The organism is Paenibacillus sp. WC2504, from assembly GCF_052682475.1.
Genome location: NZ_JBQZFH010000001.1, coordinates 4971559 through 4988796 on the forward strand (window position 1 = coordinate 4971559; position 17238 = coordinate 4988796).

Genomic DNA, 17238 nt, shown 5'->3' on the forward strand with positions numbered 1-17238 from the left:
AGGGTCGTAATATTCTTCAGTTTAGCGAATTGTGACGTTAGAATCAATGCTTGTGAGCGTCAAAATGCGAACATTTTCTAAAAAATTGCCATATTTATTTTAAAAATAATAAAAAAACCGCCTGCAGCAGGAGACAAGCTCCTACGATACAGACGGATGTGACGATTATTTTGTTCAATTCTTACTTCTCAATCTCAACGATTTTATTATCCAGCACATAGATCGTGATTATATCGCCGGACACGAACGAGGATGGACCCACAATATCTGTTCCTTTATGGTAATAAGCTCTTGGATAAAGGCTATAGGAAGTCTTATCTCCAGCAGAAGTTGATTTCAAATACATTTGATTAACAACTGAGCTGTAGTTATCAACTTCTCGTTTTGCAGTAGCGGCCACTTGAATGATGAGCTTATCGCTTGCATCTTTCATGACTTGTACACGATCGCCCACTTTAATGGAGGCGAAATTATAATCCGATCCACCGTTCAGCTTCACGCCGAAATTGGTTCCTGCATTGATGACTTGGCTTTTCCCAGTAAAATCTTGAACCGTCAACGAGGAGCTTGCCGCATTCACAGCTGTTACTTTCCCGATTACAGGCGTTGCAATCTCAGCTCTGACAACTGTTGCACCATTGAATGAAAGTTTCACATAATCATCCACTACAAAATCATTGATCGAACCTGCGGTTTGATCCGGCTTCACAATCGGTACACCGTCAAGTGAGATGACATACTGCGAATTCGATTCATCCGTCACAGTAATTTGCTTGGAATTTACATTTGTAATAACCGTTTTGTACATAGCTGTTTTACTAGTTGTAATTTTAGTCACGATACTTTGGTCGAAGCTAATTTGAAGGGAGATCGTGTCTCCGACTTTTAGATCCGAAAGTGTACTATTTGGCTTATTCGCCAGTTCAACAACAGGTGCATACTGCAGCTTAAATGACAAGCTTTGACCGCTGTCTGTTTTTAGCGTAATATCGTTCGTTTGCAGGTTTAATTGCGTGATTTGCCCGTTTAGCTGCGTGGACATCTGAACTTGTGTAACCTTTTTCTGTGCAACCAGCAAATCTACATATTTTCCTACTGTAAATGTACCGCTAAAGTTAGATAAAGGAAGTTTCATACCTGCATATGAAATCGACACACTATCCGTCAAAATATACGCATGAGGCTCACCTTTGTTATCAATAACCGAAAGCAGCTTCAAATTTTGATCATAGCCAACTATTTTTGCAAAATATAAATTTTCAATAGAGCGATTTGCAACAGTAATCAACGTTACTTTATTATTGAGAACTTCCAGTTTCAATTGATCTCCAGCAGCAAGATCGTAGATACTTGCGTTCGTTAATCCATTGATAACGACTTTCACATTCTCAGACAATTCATACGCATCAACAGGTTTACCCGTTGTTTTATTAATCAATAAAGTAGATTTATCTTCAGAAAATTCTTTAAAAGTCCCCTCTATACTTACACCGACATCCGCTTGCTTTTTAACAGAAATCTTCACTACTTCGCTGTTCTTAATCGTATATTCGACGACATCGCCAATGTGCAGGGAATTCAGATCCGCCAAACTGTTATCCGTAGAAGTAATGATTAAAGCAGATGAGAAATTGTAAGATTCAGGTTGACCTGACTCCGTATCCAGCAATGTAATTTGTGCCGCGTCTTTATTCAAGTTTTGGATGGCTCCATTTGCCGTTTTGTTAACCGGCACTTGTTTGACGATGATAGACGTGTATTTGTCCGTGTTGACAATTTTGCTTTTACGCAATTGAATGGTACTGCCAGTTACAATGTCCCCAAGGCTGAGACCGCGACCTTCCGTATCCGTTACGGCCACATCTGAAGCCAAATCATAGCTTTCAAAATCATCCAGTGTAGCTTTCATCGTGCTCATGTTTAATTTGAGCAATTTGCCCTCTTTAATGTCCATCTGCAGTTCGTCTTTAATGATTTCAACATAGTAAGCAACACCATTTACTTCAACGATTGAAACTTCATATGTTTCTTGAAGTTCTTTTGGGTCAATTGCCGTATCATTTTTGTTTCCGTAGAAGACAGTATTTGGTGAGATCTTATATGTACTTGTATTGCCCTCTTTGTCCATTAGTCCAATGGTGCCGCTTGTGAGGGTGGTCAAGTATCCTTTTTTCGCATGCGCAGGCAAAGATGTTAACTCTTTCTGCGAGCGGCTAAGGAATGCAGCCATCTGAGCGCGGGTTACTGCGCCTTTCGGTTGGAACGTCCCGTCTTCAAAACCATCAACAACTTTCAATGCTACCGCAGCATTTACATATCCAAGTGATGTAGCGCTGATGGAGCTATTATCGTTAAATGTCGTTTGCGTCTGGGATAAGCTTTGGGCGAAAGCGCCTTTGCCAATCGCACGAATGACGATCTCTGCTACCCATTCCCTTGTTGCCTTACGTTGTCCCCAATTTTCTTTGGACTTATCGCCAGAGCTTCGCTCTTTCTCTTCTTCGTTCGTAATTAATCCTTTTTGAAGCGCAACAGCGACATAGTTCCTCGCATAACTATCAACAAGCATAAAATCAGGGAAAACAGTTGTTGATGTCATGTTATTGACTTCATCCTGCAACCCCATCATGCGGACTGCCATAATCAGGACATCTTGTTGGGAAACTGAGTTTTCAGCACGATAGGCACCATCTTCATAACCTTCAATGATTCCTTCGAGGGCCAATTTCGAAATATGGCGAATTCCCCAATAATCTGATTTTACATCCGGGAACGAAAGTTTTACGTTATTTTTTGACGTTCCACTCGTGGAATCAGTGGCTAGAACCGGTGTTCCAGCTAAACTTGTTACAATTAAAGAACTTAAGATTGCGCTTGCCAACTTCTTATTTCTCATCTCTAAATTAACTCCTCTGCTCTTCCATTTAATTAGGTCGTTTGATTGGGTAGGGAAGCTCCAGATGCCCCATTAAGCTGTCTACTTGTTTGCCATCCTTCAGGACGTATAAAGCTTTCACTTCCGGAAATTGAAAAACCGTTTTCTTCAGGGCTTGTAAAAACATTTCTTCCCCTGGGGCGCCCAATTGCGTTTTGGGACCAAACGTGAGATCCACTTTTAATTCCCCTTTGGTTTTATCAAAGGCTGAACTTGTAAACTTTAAGTCGTCAAATAAAGGAATGGCTTTAGGATCATCGCTCTTTTTAAGTGCGTTCAGGGCTGCACCATATACATCTGCATCCTTTTTGTAAGAGATCGTAACTTCTTTCTCTACAAGCTTCATTTCATCTTGATCGCTATAGTAAGCTTTGATCTTTTTGTGCAGCTCAGGTTCCGGTGTCGGAGTCGCCGCAACTGTTGGTGCAGGACTTTGAACCGTAGACGTTGAGATTGGGTTCGTTGATGTCTGCGGAGCACTACCGCTTACCAACTGGTTTTTTTGACCACAGGCAGTTATAGACAATGTAATGGCACTTACAAGAAGTGCCCCTTGAATAAAGCGTCTTGTTTGGGTCATTTCATACACTCCTTCGCGTTTTGCATAGCAAAACTAGCATCGTAGCCTAAAATTTAGAGTTCTTACCTCCTATTTGAGGTTCAAGTATTCTTTGATAGCAGCAACGAGAGCAGAGGCTAACTTGTCTTGGAACGCATCCTTGTACATCGCACTTTCATCGTTCTTATTAGACAAATACCCCACTTCCAGCAGAACAGCCGGCATGGTCGTTTTCGTGATGACTCTAAAATCAGCTTCGCGTACTTTGCGATCAGGAAACCCTATTGCCGGAATCGCATATTTGTGAATGACATTCGCAAAAGCTGCGCTTTCCGGTCTGTTGTAATACGTTTCTGTACCGGATACCGTAGCCTTGGCACTGTTACCGTGAATAGATAAGAAAAGGTCCGACTGAATGTTATTAGCAAATGATACCCGGTCATCCAGCGGTATGAACGTATCATCAGAACGAGTCATCAAAACATTAAGACGCTTGTCCTGAAGGAGAAGCTGCTCTACTTTCTTCGCCATAGACAGTGTAAAATCCTTCTCATGTCTGCCAGTTATGGATAATGCGCCAGGATCATTGTCACCGTGACCCGCATCAATCACGACAGTCAACTGATGTTCGGCGATCGTCGCTTTCCACTGATTAGGCAGCTTGGAAGGCTGAACCTTATAATCAGCAGTGCTTTTCAAATCCAGAATAATTCTTACGGTAGCCGGATTATCGTTAAAATTGGAAAAGCGAACTTTCTCGACCAGCGGATGCTTCGAACTCAGCTCTCCCGCATTTTTGACCAGCAGTTTCTTAAGAGGCTCATCTAACACTGTGTTAGGGAAATCCAATACAATCCGATTCGGATTGGCTAATTTCATTGATGTTGGTACAAGCGAACCGTCTTTGGCCGTTACTGTTAACTCCTTATCGGTCAACACGATAGATTGCACCAGATGAACATTCGGATCCGGTATGTTGGACCCTGTGCCAGTGCCTGTACCAGTTCCACTCCCAGTCTCTGTACCTTCTCCTGGTTTGACTGGATTTGTTGGATTGGTAGGTGTTGTTGGCGGCGTTGTAGGCGTGTTGCCATCTACGACATCAACCGGACCTGTTACCGGTTTGGAATCGCTATCGTCTTTTTTGAACATATGAACGGAAGAAGTGGATGCGTCCCATGTAAATTCAATACCCATTTGCTGTCCAATGAAACGGAGCGGCAGCATCGTATTGCCTTTATCAATGATCGGAGCAACCTCCATGACTTCCTTTTTGCCTTTAATCAGCGCTGTTTTGCTATTGATTGTCAATTGAATGTTCACATCGTCTTTGACGATAGTTACTTTGCTCGTGGCTTCATCCCAAGTTACCTTAGCGCCAATTTCTTCCACGATAATACGCACGGGCACAATTGTATTTCCACTAACAATACGAGGTTGAACTTCATTCGAAACCAATCTTTTCTCATTCATAAAAAGCTTAATCGCACTAGACGCTTCCGCCCCCAATGCCGTAGTAGGCAGCAGCATCACAGAAACCAGCAACATGAAACAAAATGCAGGAATTTTCATCATTCACCTCTATATATTGTCGGAATTATGGTCGTAATCACAAAAATGAGAACTCTGTCTCTCAAAACCTAGCAGCAATTGTCCTTTATCTCATATTAGTCACTTAGCCCGACAGCAAAACCCCCGTCCGTTCGACAATCTAGTAATCTATTAGACGTATCAAACTACCAAAAGTTGCATAAAAAATTAACAAAAAAAAGACACATCCCATGGGGTCCCCATAGAGATGCGTCTTCGACCCGAACTTATTTATAAGCCAAACGCTTTGCGTGAGCTTTCTCGTAAGCCGTAATTTTGTCTTCATGCTGGAGTGTTAAACCGATATCGTCCAAACCTTGCAGCAAAAACTGACGACGGTGCTCGTCGATGTTAAAGCTAATTTCCAATCCATAGTCGTCTGTAAGCTTGTTGTTCTCAAGATCAACATTTAGCTTGTAGCCTTCATGTTGCGCTGTGCGGTTAAATAAATCATCCACTTGTTCTTCCGAAAGCTTAATTGGCAAAATGCTGTTTTTGAAACAGTTGTTATAGAAAATATCCGCATAAGAAGGTGCGATGATGACTCGGAAGCCAAAATCTTGAATCGCCCATGGCGCGTGCTCACGGGAAGATCCGCAGCCGAAGTTCGCTCTGGAGAGCAAGACGGAAGCGCCTTGATAGCGATCCTGATTCAGAGGAAAGCTCTCGATCACGTTACCCGCTTCATCCCATCTCCATTCGAAGAACAGGAATTGACCGAAGCCGGAACGCTCAATTCTTTTAAGAAACTGCTTAGGAATAATTGCATCTGTATCTACATTGACACGATCCACAGGACCGACGAGGCCTGTATGTTGTTTGAAAGCTTCCATGTTTTCATTCTCCTTAATCAGCCAAAATTAAGCTTGTTGGTATTCTTTAATTTCCCAATCACGAACATCATAGAAATGACCTTTGATCGCTGCAGCAACAGCCATCGCTGGGGACACAAGATGCGTACGTCCACCGCGGCCTTGACGGCCTTCGAAGTTACGGTTGGAAGTCGATGCACAACGTTGACCTGGTTGCAGAACGTCCGGGTTCATCGCCAAACACATGCTGCAGCCAGCGTCGCGCCATTCAAAGCCCGCGTCTGTAAAGATTTTGTCCAAGCCTTCTTTTTCAGCTTGAATTTTGACGCGGCCGGATCCTGGTACCACGATAGCTGTAACGCTAGGATCAACGGAGTATCCTTGTGCGATTTTGGCAGCTGCGCGAAGATCTTCGATACGTCCGTTCGTACAGGAACCGATGAAAACATAGTCAACTTTCAGATCTGTCATTGGTGTACCTGGTGTTAAATCCATATATTCAAGCGCTTTTTCAGCTGCTTTACGTTCATTTTCGGTTTCGAAGCTTTGTGGATCCGGAACAAGTGCAGTTACGCTTGTACCCATGCCCGGGCTAGTTCCCCAAGTTACTTGCGGAATCAAGGAATCAGCGTCAAACTCAACGACCCAGTCATACGTCGCGCCTTCGTCCGTTACATACTTGGACCATTCCGCAACAGCTGCATCGAAATCAGCGCCTTGAGGCACGTACTCACGACCGCGCAGGTAGTTGAAAGTCGTTTCGTCCGGAGCAATCAATCCTGCTCTAGCTCCACCTTCGATAGACATGTTACATACCGTCATACGCTCTTCCATGGAAAGACCGCGAATGGCTTCGCCTGTATATTCGATAACGTAACCAGTAGCAAAATCCGTGCCATATTTCGCGATAACACCAAGGATCAAGTCCTTCGCTGTTACACCCGGTTTCAGGCTTCCCGTAATGCGAACTTCAAGCGTTTTGGCTTTGGATTGTTGCAGCGTTTGCGTTGCAAGAACGTGCTCAACTTCACTTGTACCAATACCGAATGCAAGCGCTCCGAAAGCACCGTGTGTCGATGTGTGGCTATCGCCGCAAACGATCGTTTTACCTGGGTGCGTTAGACCAAGTTCAGGTCCCATAACGTGCACGACACCTTGGTCGATACTGTCAAGATCGAATAATGTAACGCCGAAGTCATGGCAGTTTTGTGATAGTGTATCAATTTGTTGCTTGGAAATAGGATCTGTAATATTGAAACGATCCTTCGTTGGAACGTTATGATCCATCGTTGCGAAAGTCAAATCAGGTCTGCGAACTTTACGGCCTGACAAACGAAGCCCTTCGAATGCCTGCGGCGATGTTACTTCATGGACCAGCTGCAAGTCGATATAAATTACGCTAGGTTTGCCTTCTTCCTGGTTAATTACGTGATTATCCCAGATTTTTTCGAACATCGTCTTTTTACTCATATCCAGTCACCTCTTGTCATTATCCGCTCAATTTGTTAATGTCTTACCCTCATAATGTAGTTTAGCACGATTACCATCATTGCTCCAAGATATAATAACTATAAGCTTGATAGATTAATCCTATAATTTAATTAAACGTTGACATCATCAATGATAATGATTATCATTCTCTAAGTGGGATTGAAAAAGCCATCAATTCTATCCATTTATAGATACATATTTTAGGAGGGTTTATTTGTGCGTAAAATAGTAAAACCATTAACGGTTACAGCTTCACTCGTCATGCTTTTCCTTACTGCTGCTTGTGGTAATGCAGCTAGTACCTCCAGCTCAACAGCTTCTCCAGCTGCGACTGCTGCCGCTAAGGCTGCCGACACGGTCAAAACCATCACACACGACTTAGGGACCACAGAAATTAAAGGAACTCCTAAACGGATCGTCACTTTAGAGTGGACCTATGCGGAAGACCTGCTCGCCGTTGGTATTCAACCTGTAGGTTCTGCTGATAAAAAAGGTTATGCGAACTGGGTTAACGTAACGCCTGCTTTGGATGCTTCTGTCGTTGATGTAGGAACACGCCAAGAACCTAACCTGGAAACCATCACAGGTCTCAAGCCTGATCTCATTATTACCAGCACACTGCGTTCAAGCAAAAACTATGAGGCACTCAAGAAAATCGCTCCTACCATCGTATTTAACTCCTACCCTGCTGAAGGGAAAGGCGATCAATATGCGGAAATGGAAAATACCTTCAAAACGATTGCTGATGTTGTCGGTAAAAAAGCGGAAGGCGAGAAAGTGCTTGCCGACCTTCAAAAAGCATACACAGATACGAAAAATAAGCTTACCGCTGCTAAAAAAGATGGCGCTGAAGTCGCACTTACACAAGCTTTCAGCAATCAAAACAACGCAGATCTTCGCATGTTCTTAGACAACTCCATGGCTGTACAAATTCTTCAGCGCATCGGATTGAAGAATGTATATAAAGCTAATAAATTTGAAATGTACGGCTACTCGACAGCTTCCGTGGAAGCACTGCCTGCCGTGCAAAACGCCAACTTCATTTACATCGTGCAAGACAACGATAATGTGTTTGAGAAACAACTCAAAGATAATGCCGTTTGGAAAGGTCTTTCCTTTGTAAAAGAGAACAAAACCTACAAGCTGCCTGGCAACACTTGGCCGTTCGGCGGTCCATTGTCTGCAAAACTATTTGCCGAACTGACAGCTAACGCATTAACCAAATGAACCAAATCCAAATAAAATCAGACCCTTTCATACATCGGCAAACAACATGGAAAGCCTTTATCGTTTTTGGAGGAGGCCTTCTGGCTCTGCTTCTGGTTCTGTTCCTGAACATCACGCAGGGAGAAGCCCACTTAACCGTTCAAACTATCGTGAACGCATTGCTGCATCCACAGGATACCCCCGACCATCATATGGTTCGGGGGCTTCGCTTGCCGCGGGCGGTCATCGGCCTCCTAGCCGGAGCTTCGCTTGCGGTTGCAGGAGCGCTGCTCCAAACCGTTACCCGCAATCCGCTGGCATCCGCTTCAACACTGGGATTAAATGCAGGTGCTTATTTTATCATCGTGCTTGCAGCTGTTTACTTCCCCAGCTTAAAGTCGGATCATTCACTGCTGTTGGCACTCATTGGCGCATGCGGCGCGGCCGTCATGGCTTATTTCATGTCCGGAGGACGCAAAAGTACTCCGCTGCGCATGGCTTTGGCAGGCATGATCGTTTCACTCGTATTGTCTGCTTTTACAAGCGGTCTGCAAATTATGTATGAGAATGAGACCAACGGCCTGTTTATGTGGGGCTCAGGCGCATTAGGGCAAAATGATTGGCTTGGTGTACGCTACGCTTTTCCTTGGGTTTCGATTGGGCTGGTTGCTGCCCTTTTGTTCAGTCAGAAGTTGGATATGCTGGAGCTGAGTGAAGATACGGCTGTTTCTTTAGGGGAAAATGTGAATTTAATCCGTTTCATGGCGCTTGCTGTTGCTATTTTGCTGGCCGGCGTGACCGTTAGCGTCGTTGGTCCAATAGGCTTTGTCGGGCTCATTGCTCCTCATTTAATCCGATTGATCGGCCTCAGACGTCATAGGTTCCTGATTCCGGGCAGCGCAATATGGGGAGCGGTCGTGCTCATTTCGGCGGATACGATTGCGAAAATGTTTCGCAGCACGCTTGGCGAACTGCCTGCCGGCTCCGTCACCGCCGTTCTTGGAGCTCCTTGGCTCATTTGGCTTGATGTTCGAGGCTCCAAGATGCAAGCGTCGTCGGATAGCGGATCTTCGATGGGCGTCGGCTTCATAGGCAGCAAAATTCCGTATCCCTTGCTTATTCTGCTGTCATCCGTCTCTCTGCTTGCGCTTATTCTGACCGGATTATCCGCGGGTGCTTTAAAGATTCCGTTTGCAGATGTCCTTGCAGTTCTATCCGGCGGCGGACCCGAGATGTCGAGCAACGTCATCTTTAACTTACGCTTGCCTCGCGTGCTCGTAGCCGCACTTGCCGGAGCCTCGCTTGCCATTGCCGGCTCCATGATGCAAGGCGCCGTTCGCAATCCGCTCGCCGACCCTTCCGTTGTCGGTGTAACGACAGGTGCTGGTATGGGAGCACTTCTTGTCCTCACCATCTGGCCAACGTCTTCAGGCATGTGGGTACCGATCGGCGCGATGGCCGGCGCTCTCCTCTCGGCCGGCAGTGTGTATCTGCTGGCATGGAAAAAAGGGCTGAATCCAGTCGTATTAATTCTTGTCGGGATTGCGATATCTGCGCTCGGATCAGCTGTCATCCAATTCCTGATCATTAAATCCAAACTCGGTGCTGCTCCCGCACTAACTTGGTTGGCAGGGAGCACGTATGCCAGAGGTTGGCTGGAGTTTTCTCAATTAAGCGTGGCAATGGTTATCCTTTTGCCAATCGCTTGGCTGCTTGGCCGCCGTGTGGATTTGCTTGCTTTTGGAGATCTTGTCTCGCTCGGATTAGGCCTCAAGCTGCAGAAAACCCGCCTGATTGCCGCAAGCATTGGGGTTACGATAGCGGCGATCGCAGTAGCCTGTGTTGGCACCATATCTTTCATTGGGCTGCTCGCTCCGCATGCCGTTCGGATTTTCATGGGCCAACGTCACCAGAAATCGGTTGTCCTGTCCGCTTTGATCGGTGCAATTTTGCTAGTCATTGCGGATATTATCGGGAAAGTGATCGCCATTCCCAAAGAGATCCCTTCCGGCATCGTTGTTGCTGTCATTGGCGCTCCATACTTACTGTTCCTGATGTACCGGAGTACAGTGAAGAGATAACATTTGGAAGTATTAAGAGGCTGTCCGCAAGTAGATTTATTCTGCTTGTGTGACAGTCTCTTTTTATTTATGGATTATGCTAAAATACGATCATGAGCTATGATAAATAAACACGTTTACCCTCATCATTCACTATAGGAGTTGTAAAATCATTGGAATTACGCCAACTACAATATGCCATTCAGATTGCCATTGAACGAAACTTTTCGCGAGCCGCAGAAAAACTTCATATCGCCCAGCCCTCACTCAGTCAGCAGTTGTCCAAGCTAGAGAAAGAGATTGGCGTTCTCCTGTTCCAGCGCAGTACAAACTCCGTTGAACTTACGCATGCCGGCTCTTTATTCGTCGAGAAATCACAAAAAATTCTTGATATGGTGGAGCAGCTCAAAAAAGAAATGGAAGACATTTCACAGATGAAAAAAGGACGCCTCGTCGTCGGCAGTATGCCAATCACGGGTTCGACCATTCTTCCTTTTGTAGTCCCTGTTTTCCAAACCGCATATCCGGATATCGAAATTTCGCTAGTTGAAGAAACTTCATCCAACTTGGAGACATTGACCATGAACGGGCAGACCGATATTTCTCTCCTGTCCTTGCCGCTGAGGGAAGAATCGCTTATTTATGAAACACTTTTGGAAGAAGAAATTGTCCTTGCCGTACCCCCGCGTCATCCGTTAACTCAGGCCAAAGAACCGATCAGCATCTCGCAATTGGAGAAAGAAGCCTTCATCGCCTTAAAGAAGGGGCAAGGTTTTCGAAAGCTTACGCTTGATCTGTGCCAAAACGCCGGAATTGTCCCTAATATCGTTTTCGAATCCAGCAACATGGAAACCGTCCAATCTCTTGTTGCTGCTGGGATGGGCATCGCATTCGTGCCGTATTTGATCTCAAAACGCAGCTTCAGCGAACTGTCTCCCGTTCACCTTGCTTTGGAAGACAGACCGACCCGAACACTTGTCATCGCTTACCGCAAAGGCAGATACCTCTCCAAAGCAGCTGAAGCTTTCGTCACCACGATGAAAGAAGTTATGCGAACAATTGGATAGCTTTAAACGTACAGGAGGGAAACGAACTGCCATGAACAAAACATAGCGTTTGATCCAGCTTATGATGGCCGTTAATGAACGCATGGCTTTCACGACCAAAGAGCTCGCTCAAGAATTCGGCGTCTCGGAACGCACCATGCATCGCGATTTACAGGAGCTAAGCGAGCTTGGAATGCCACTGTATACGGAGTTCGGCCCGCATGGAGGCTATCGTTTGCTGAAGAAGCGGATGCTCCCTCCTATTCTGTTCACGGAACAAGAGGCCGTCGCGATGTTCTTTGCCTTTCAGTCGCTCCAGTTTTATGGAGCGCTGCCTTTTGCTTCAGAATCGACTTCAGCGTTAGGCAAGTTTTATCACTATCTTCCGACCGATACGAAGAAACGAATTGATGCCCTCAAGAGTCGTGTGTCATTTTGGACACCTACCCGCACACAAAGTTCTCCTTACTTGGAGCAACTATTGGAGGCTTCCATCGATGGTCTCCCCCTTCATATCACCTATGCTTCCAAAGATAGTGCTACGGAACGAACCATACAGCCCATCGGCATTTACGCATCGAATGGTTATTGGTATTTTCCATCCTATTGTTTTCAAAAGGATCGCATCCTGCTATTTCGCACAGATCGTTTGCTAAGCTTGACCTCTGCTGAGCCGGATCATCCTAGCAAAGATCTCATGAACTATACCATTCTGGATTGGCTGTCAGGTGGAGTAAGTCAAAAAACGGATTCTTCCGAAGAGATGAGACTTCGCGTCAAACTTACACCAGCCGGTGTCAGAGCTTACGAGCGAAGCAATGGCACGGATGCGGATGTCACGATTCATGCCGATGGGAGCGGAGAATTAATCAGTGAGATGCACCAGAGTAATCTGCTCTATTTCTCAAAATATTTCCTGAGCATGGGTGCAGATGCCATCGTTGAAGAACCACCTGAAATGGTGCAATGGATTCGCGAACAGCTTCGGAGTATGCTTCACGCATACAGCACCTTGGAAGAGCCACAAACATGAGCTTTTTTGCGCGTCTTCAATCCATGACAAGAATTGTCATAGTATAGAGTTAAACTATAAGTGCAAAGTAACTTGGTGAATGACAAATTGGAGGTATAAAAGGATGACAATAAGTAAACAGCTTCACGGTCAGGTAGCACTTGTGACTGGGTCTAGCCGAGGTGCCGGCCGAGGAATTGCCTTAGCGCTTGGAGAAGCAGGTGCCACTGTTTATGTGACTGGCCGCAGTACAAGAGTACAATCGACTCAGACAGATCTTCCTGGCACGATTGAAGATACTGCGGATGAAGTGACTGCACGCGGAGGCGTTGGGATTGCGGTTCGAAGCCGATGTTCAAAAACTGTATGAGCAAATTAAACAGGAACAAGGTGCCCTTCATCTTGTCGTCAACAACGCTTGGGGCGGTTATGAAGACATTGAAAAAGATGATTTTTTAGCGCCTTTCTGGAAGCAGCCTATGAAACGTTGGGACAACATGTTTGATGCCGGATTACGGGCTCAAATGGTGTCCAGCCGATATGCCATGTCCACCTTCTTCCTTGAGCAGCAGCGCGGCTTAATTATTAACACAGGGGTCTACTCCGACATTGGAGGAGATTACCCGGTAAATGTATTTTATGACACAGTGAAACGTGCAGTTGTAAATATGACCCGTGCTATGTCGCTCAATCTTAAAGCAAACCAGTTAGATGTAACCGCACTGGCATTAGCTCCCGGTTGGATGCGTACAGAAGCTGTGTATAAACATTATGGCCTCGAACCTGGCGATCCCGACTTCATGCGAATTGAAGAGTTACACGCTACGGAGTCCGTTGAATATATTGGGCGTGCCGTTGTTGCGCTGGCCTGTGATCCGCAGGTTCATCTTAAGGCAGGACAGCTTCACGAAGTTGGTTCCCTAGCTGCCGAATATGGTTTCACGGATATCGATGGTAGACGAATGCCGCCGTTTCGCGTCTAATTCTTTTGTTATTTCATGACCCATTTCTTATCAAAATTATGCCAATTCCCCTAACCCTTCCACCTCCTAAAGCATACTATATAATTAAATCTTATCGTTTCTCTAATTAATTTTGATAAAGAGATACCAAATGCCTAGGAGGCGGAAACCATGATGTTAATAGAAGCAATTGAGCAGTCATTCTGTAAATTGCAAGAACCCTCATTAGAACAATTAAAATCTGCACTTCAGTCCGTAAACAGCTTATTGCACGAGGTGCCTGATCATAAAACTGAACCCCTGAATCTTGCATATGGCCGCAATGTCATTTATAGCACGAAAGAGCTTGAAGTCATTATCATTCATATTCCCGCCTCAGCCGCAACAGCCATTCATAATCACGGAGCTTCGATAGGAGCTGCTTGCCTAGTTCAAGGCCATATCGTCAATTCTAAATTCCATCTGGACACGGAAGGTTACCCGGTTGTTCATAGCGATGATTTGATTCGAACAGGCGACTATTTTACGGCTCCGAAGGATCAAATCCATCAGCTTAGCAATCCTTTCCATGAGCCCGCCGTATCCATTCATGTCTATAGTCCACCGCTTACTGACGTTCATCGTTATCTGCCATACAGTGAAGTTCTCGATTACGTCATTTAAATAAAAGAGGCGTCCCAAAAGTCATTTGAATGACAAAGGGATAGCCTCTTTTGCCTGTTTTCCGCTGACACCCTCCAAAATAACGGAACTACAAGTCCTTATTCTGGTTAAAAACGATAATTCATAGCAGGAAGGGAACTACAGGGCCTTATTTCACCCCAATCACCTAAATCTCCACCATTGCCAGCGAAATAAGGGCCCATAGTTCCCCTTCCACTGCTCAACTGGCTGTTTTGACCAAAATAGCGCCCTGTAGTTCCACACATTCACTCGCTACAGCGAACTCACAGCAAAAAAGGCTGACCACAAGGTTTATCTACCTTAATGGCCAGCCTTTTTAAATTAAAACTGTAGTGAATTCTCGATGAATGCTTTTAATTCTGAAATTGGCATCCGTGTTTGTTCCATCGTGTCACGATCACGAACCGTTACTTGACCATCTGTCTCGGACTCGAAATCGTACGTGATACAGAATGGCGTACCGATTTCATCGTGACGACGATATCTTTTACCGATTGAACCTGTATCATCATAGTCAACCATGAAATGTTTCGCCAGATCAGCAAAAACGGCTTGCGCGCCATCATTCAACTTTTTGGAAAGTGGGAAAATAGCCGCCTTGATCGGAGCTAGCGCAGGGTGGAAATGAAGCACAGTACGGCTGTCATCGCCTTCCAGCTTTTGCTCTTCGAACGCGTCAATCAACAGCGCCAACGTTACACGGTCCGCACCAAGGGACGGCTCGATGCAATAAGGAACATAACGCTCATTCGTTTCTTGATCGATATAGTTGAAATCTTCACCGGAATGCTCCATGTGCTGTTTCAAATCGAAATCCGTACGATCCGCAATACCCCAAAGCTCGCCCCAGCCGAACGGGAATTTGTACTCAATATCTGTCGTAGCGTTGCTGTAATGTGACAACTCATCTTCATTGTGGTCACGCAGACGAAGGTTTTCACCTTTAGCGCCCAATGACAGCAGCCAGTTGTGGCAGAAGCTTCTCCAGTACTCGAACCATTTCATATCCTCGCCCGGTTTGCAGAAGAACTCAAGCTCCATTTGTTCAAATTCACGTGTACGGAACGTAAAGTTACCCGGCGTGATCTCATTGCGGAAGCTTTTACCGATTTGGCCGATACCGAATGGCAGCTTTTTGCGCATCGTGCGCTGTACATTTTTAAAGTTAACAAAAATACCTTGAGCTGTTTCAGGACGCAGGTAAACAACATTGGAACTTGCTTCTGTTACGCCTTGGAACGTTTTGAACATCAAGTTGAACTGACGAATATCCGTGAAATCTTTGCTGCCGCAATCCGGGCAAACAATGTTATGCTCGACAATCAGCTTCATCATATCATCGAACGTCATACCGTCTACGACGATTTCGATGTCTTTTTCAGCCAGTTTGTTCTCAATCAGCTTATCCGCACGGTGGCGTGCTTTACAGTTTTTGCAATCAATCATCGGATCGTTGAAGTTTCCAACGTGACCGGAAGCGACCCAAGCCTGTGGATTCATCAGAATGGCAGCGTCAAGACCTACGTTGTACGGGGATTCCTGAACGAATTTTTTCCACCAAGCGCGTTTGATATTATTTTTCAACTCAACACCTAACGGACCATAATCCCATGTGTTTGCCAAACCGCCATAAATTTCAGAACCCGGGAATACAAAACCTCTGTGCTTTGCTAATGCGACAACTTGATCCATAGTAACACTCATTGTTCATTCGCTCCTTCAGCTTATCATAATGGGACTAAGCCCTAAGACGTCCGTTTGGATATGAGCACGCAAAAAAAGCTCCACATCCAAAGGCATCAAATCATGCCTAGGGACGAGAGCCTTACGCACCCGCGGTTCCACCCTAGTTGATACATCTGTAAAAGCCCTGTATCCCCTTTATCGTATCGGCTCCGGATAGCCTTTTCCTTGAGCTCCTGTCTGGGCTCTCACCGTCCCCAGCTCGCTGAACAAGAAGTTGTTCAAGTACTATTCATCCTTCACTGCCGCAATTGATCATTCAATTGGCTTTAGTTTACAGAAAAACCGACAAAAAATCAAATGCTTACCGCCTAATTCAAAAAAATTAATATAAATGCGGACGGCGGTCCTCGAAGACCGGAATTTTAGCTCTTACACGCACTACTTCTTCCAGATCAATCGTTGCGTGCAAAATCGCTTCGCTCTCATCGCCTTCCACCAGCACTTCGCCCCAAGGGTCAATGACCATGGAATGTCCGAAGAAGCTCGTTGTCCCGCTCGTTCCGACACGATTGCAAGAAACGACGTACATTTGATTCTCAATCGCTCTAGCCATAAGCAGCGTGCGCCAGTGATGCAGTCGCGGATGAGGCCACTCGGCAGGAACGAATAAAATTCTAGCGCCATCAAGCGCTAATTTGCGTGCCAGCTCCGGGAAACGGATGTCGTAGCAAATCATTGCGCCAGCCGGTACGCCTTCGAGCTCAAACCGGCCAAGCTGGTCGCCGCTGTGCAGAAATTTCTCTTCGTCCATTAAGCGGAACAAATGAATTTTGGAATACTCCGCAATTTCCGCTCCTTCGCGATCAAACGCATAAATCGTGTTCAACACACGGTCTTCTTTTTTATCGGCAATTGAGCCGCCTATGATATTCACATGGTTCGCCTTGGCAAAACTGCTCAATAGCGATTTTGTCCGCTCCCCGTTCACATCTGCAAGTTGCTGAATTTCCGTCAAGGCATAGCCGGTGTTCCACATCTCAGGAAAAACAATGACATCCGGTTTCGGATCGTTTTGCACAGCCTCTTGGAGCAGCATCTCCAATCGTGCAAAGTTCCTATCTGGTTCACCGATCGTGATATCCATTTGAATAAGTGCCAAGTGAAGCTGCTTGGTTTCTGACATACTGTAAATACT

At 45.5% G+C, this 17238-nt stretch carries 14 protein-coding genes; 7 read left to right on the top strand and 7 right to left on the bottom strand.

The annotated features are described in order from the left end of the window. Positions 1–181 precede the first annotated feature (181 nt). The 5 genes from ACUN27_RS22420 to leuC form a co-directional block, all read right to left on the bottom strand. Positions 182–2896 carry an S-layer homology domain-containing protein gene (locus tag ACUN27_RS22420; RefSeq protein ID WP_445559621.1) on the bottom strand — a complete coding sequence of 905 codons (2715 nt, stop codon included), beginning with the start codon at positions 2894–2896 and terminating at the stop codon, positions 182–184. 28 nt (positions 2897–2924) lie between these two features. Further along, complete coding sequence (locus ACUN27_RS22425) at positions 2925–3515, bottom strand: GerMN domain-containing protein (protein WP_315949357.1); 591 nt, start codon at positions 3513–3515, stop codon at positions 2925–2927. A 69-nt stretch (positions 3516–3584) separates the two neighbouring features. Then, positions 3585–5042: an N-acetylmuramoyl-L-alanine amidase family protein gene (locus tag ACUN27_RS22430; RefSeq protein WP_315949356.1), complete on the bottom strand. Its 1458-nt coding sequence runs from the start codon at positions 5040–5042 to the stop codon at positions 3585–3587. A 269-nt stretch (positions 5043–5311) separates the two neighbouring features. Beyond that, the gene (leuD, locus tag ACUN27_RS22435; RefSeq protein WP_315949355.1) at positions 5312–5917 is read right to left on the bottom strand and encodes a 3-isopropylmalate dehydratase small subunit; all 606 of its coding nucleotides are present in this window, start codon (positions 5915–5917) and stop codon (positions 5312–5314) included. Positions 5918–5944: 27 nt separating this feature from the next. Then, complete coding sequence (gene leuC / locus ACUN27_RS22440; RefSeq protein WP_326063003.1) at positions 5945–7366, bottom strand: 3-isopropylmalate dehydratase large subunit; 1422 nt, start codon at positions 7364–7366, stop codon at positions 5945–5947. Between the two features lie 237 nt (positions 7367–7603). On the opposite strand from leuC, the gene ACUN27_RS22445 reads away from it, so the two are divergent. The 7 genes from ACUN27_RS22445 to ACUN27_RS22475 all read left to right on the top strand — a co-directional run bounded on the left by ACUN27_RS22445 (position 7604) and on the right by ACUN27_RS22475 (position 14336). Further along, positions 7604–8614: an ABC transporter substrate-binding protein gene (locus ACUN27_RS22445; RefSeq protein WP_326063002.1), complete on the top strand. Its 1011-nt coding sequence runs from the start codon at positions 7604–7606 to the stop codon at positions 8612–8614. Beyond that, on the top strand, positions 8611–10674 hold the full coding sequence (locus tag ACUN27_RS22450) for an iron ABC transporter permease (RefSeq protein ID WP_445559622.1): 2064 nt from the start codon (positions 8611–8613) through the stop codon (positions 10672–10674). Before ACUN27_RS22445 ends, ACUN27_RS22450 begins: the two co-directional genes overlap by 4 nt. 152 nt (positions 10675–10826) lie before the next feature. Then, positions 10827–11720: a LysR family transcriptional regulator gene (locus ACUN27_RS22455; protein ID WP_315949348.1), complete on the top strand. Its 894-nt coding sequence runs from the start codon at positions 10827–10829 to the stop codon at positions 11718–11720. A gap of 49 nt (positions 11721–11769) precedes the next feature. Then, positions 11770–12732 (top strand): helix-turn-helix transcriptional regulator, encoded by a 963-nt coding sequence (locus ACUN27_RS22460; RefSeq protein WP_445559623.1) that lies wholly within the window; start codon positions 11770–11772, stop codon positions 12730–12732. A gap of 103 nt (positions 12733–12835) precedes the next feature. Next, a complete protein-coding gene (locus ACUN27_RS22465) occupies positions 12836–13081 on the top strand; it encodes a hypothetical protein (protein WP_445559624.1) in 246 nt (81 codons plus the stop codon). Next, positions 13047–13694 (top strand): SDR family NAD(P)-dependent oxidoreductase, encoded by a 648-nt coding sequence (locus ACUN27_RS22470; RefSeq protein ID WP_445559625.1) that lies wholly within the window; start codon positions 13047–13049, stop codon positions 13692–13694. The genes ACUN27_RS22465 and ACUN27_RS22470 overlap by 35 nt, the downstream gene beginning before the upstream one ends. 150 nt (positions 13695–13844) lie before the next feature. Beyond that, a complete protein-coding gene (locus tag ACUN27_RS22475) occupies positions 13845–14336 on the top strand; it encodes a cysteine dioxygenase (protein WP_315949343.1) in 492 nt (163 codons plus the stop codon). A 342-nt stretch (positions 14337–14678) separates the two neighbouring features. Here ACUN27_RS22475 and ACUN27_RS22480 read toward each other — a convergent pair whose 3' ends face one another. Beyond that, on the bottom strand, positions 14679–16061 hold the full coding sequence (locus ACUN27_RS22480) for a glycine--tRNA ligase (RefSeq protein ID WP_157320039.1): 1383 nt from the start codon (positions 16059–16061) through the stop codon (positions 14679–14681). 364 nt (positions 16062–16425) lie between these two features. After that, positions 16426–17226, bottom strand: a complete 801-nt coding sequence (locus tag ACUN27_RS22485; protein WP_326062999.1) for a carbon-nitrogen family hydrolase — start codon at positions 17224–17226, stop codon at positions 16426–16428. Positions 17227–17238 lie beyond the last annotated feature (12 nt).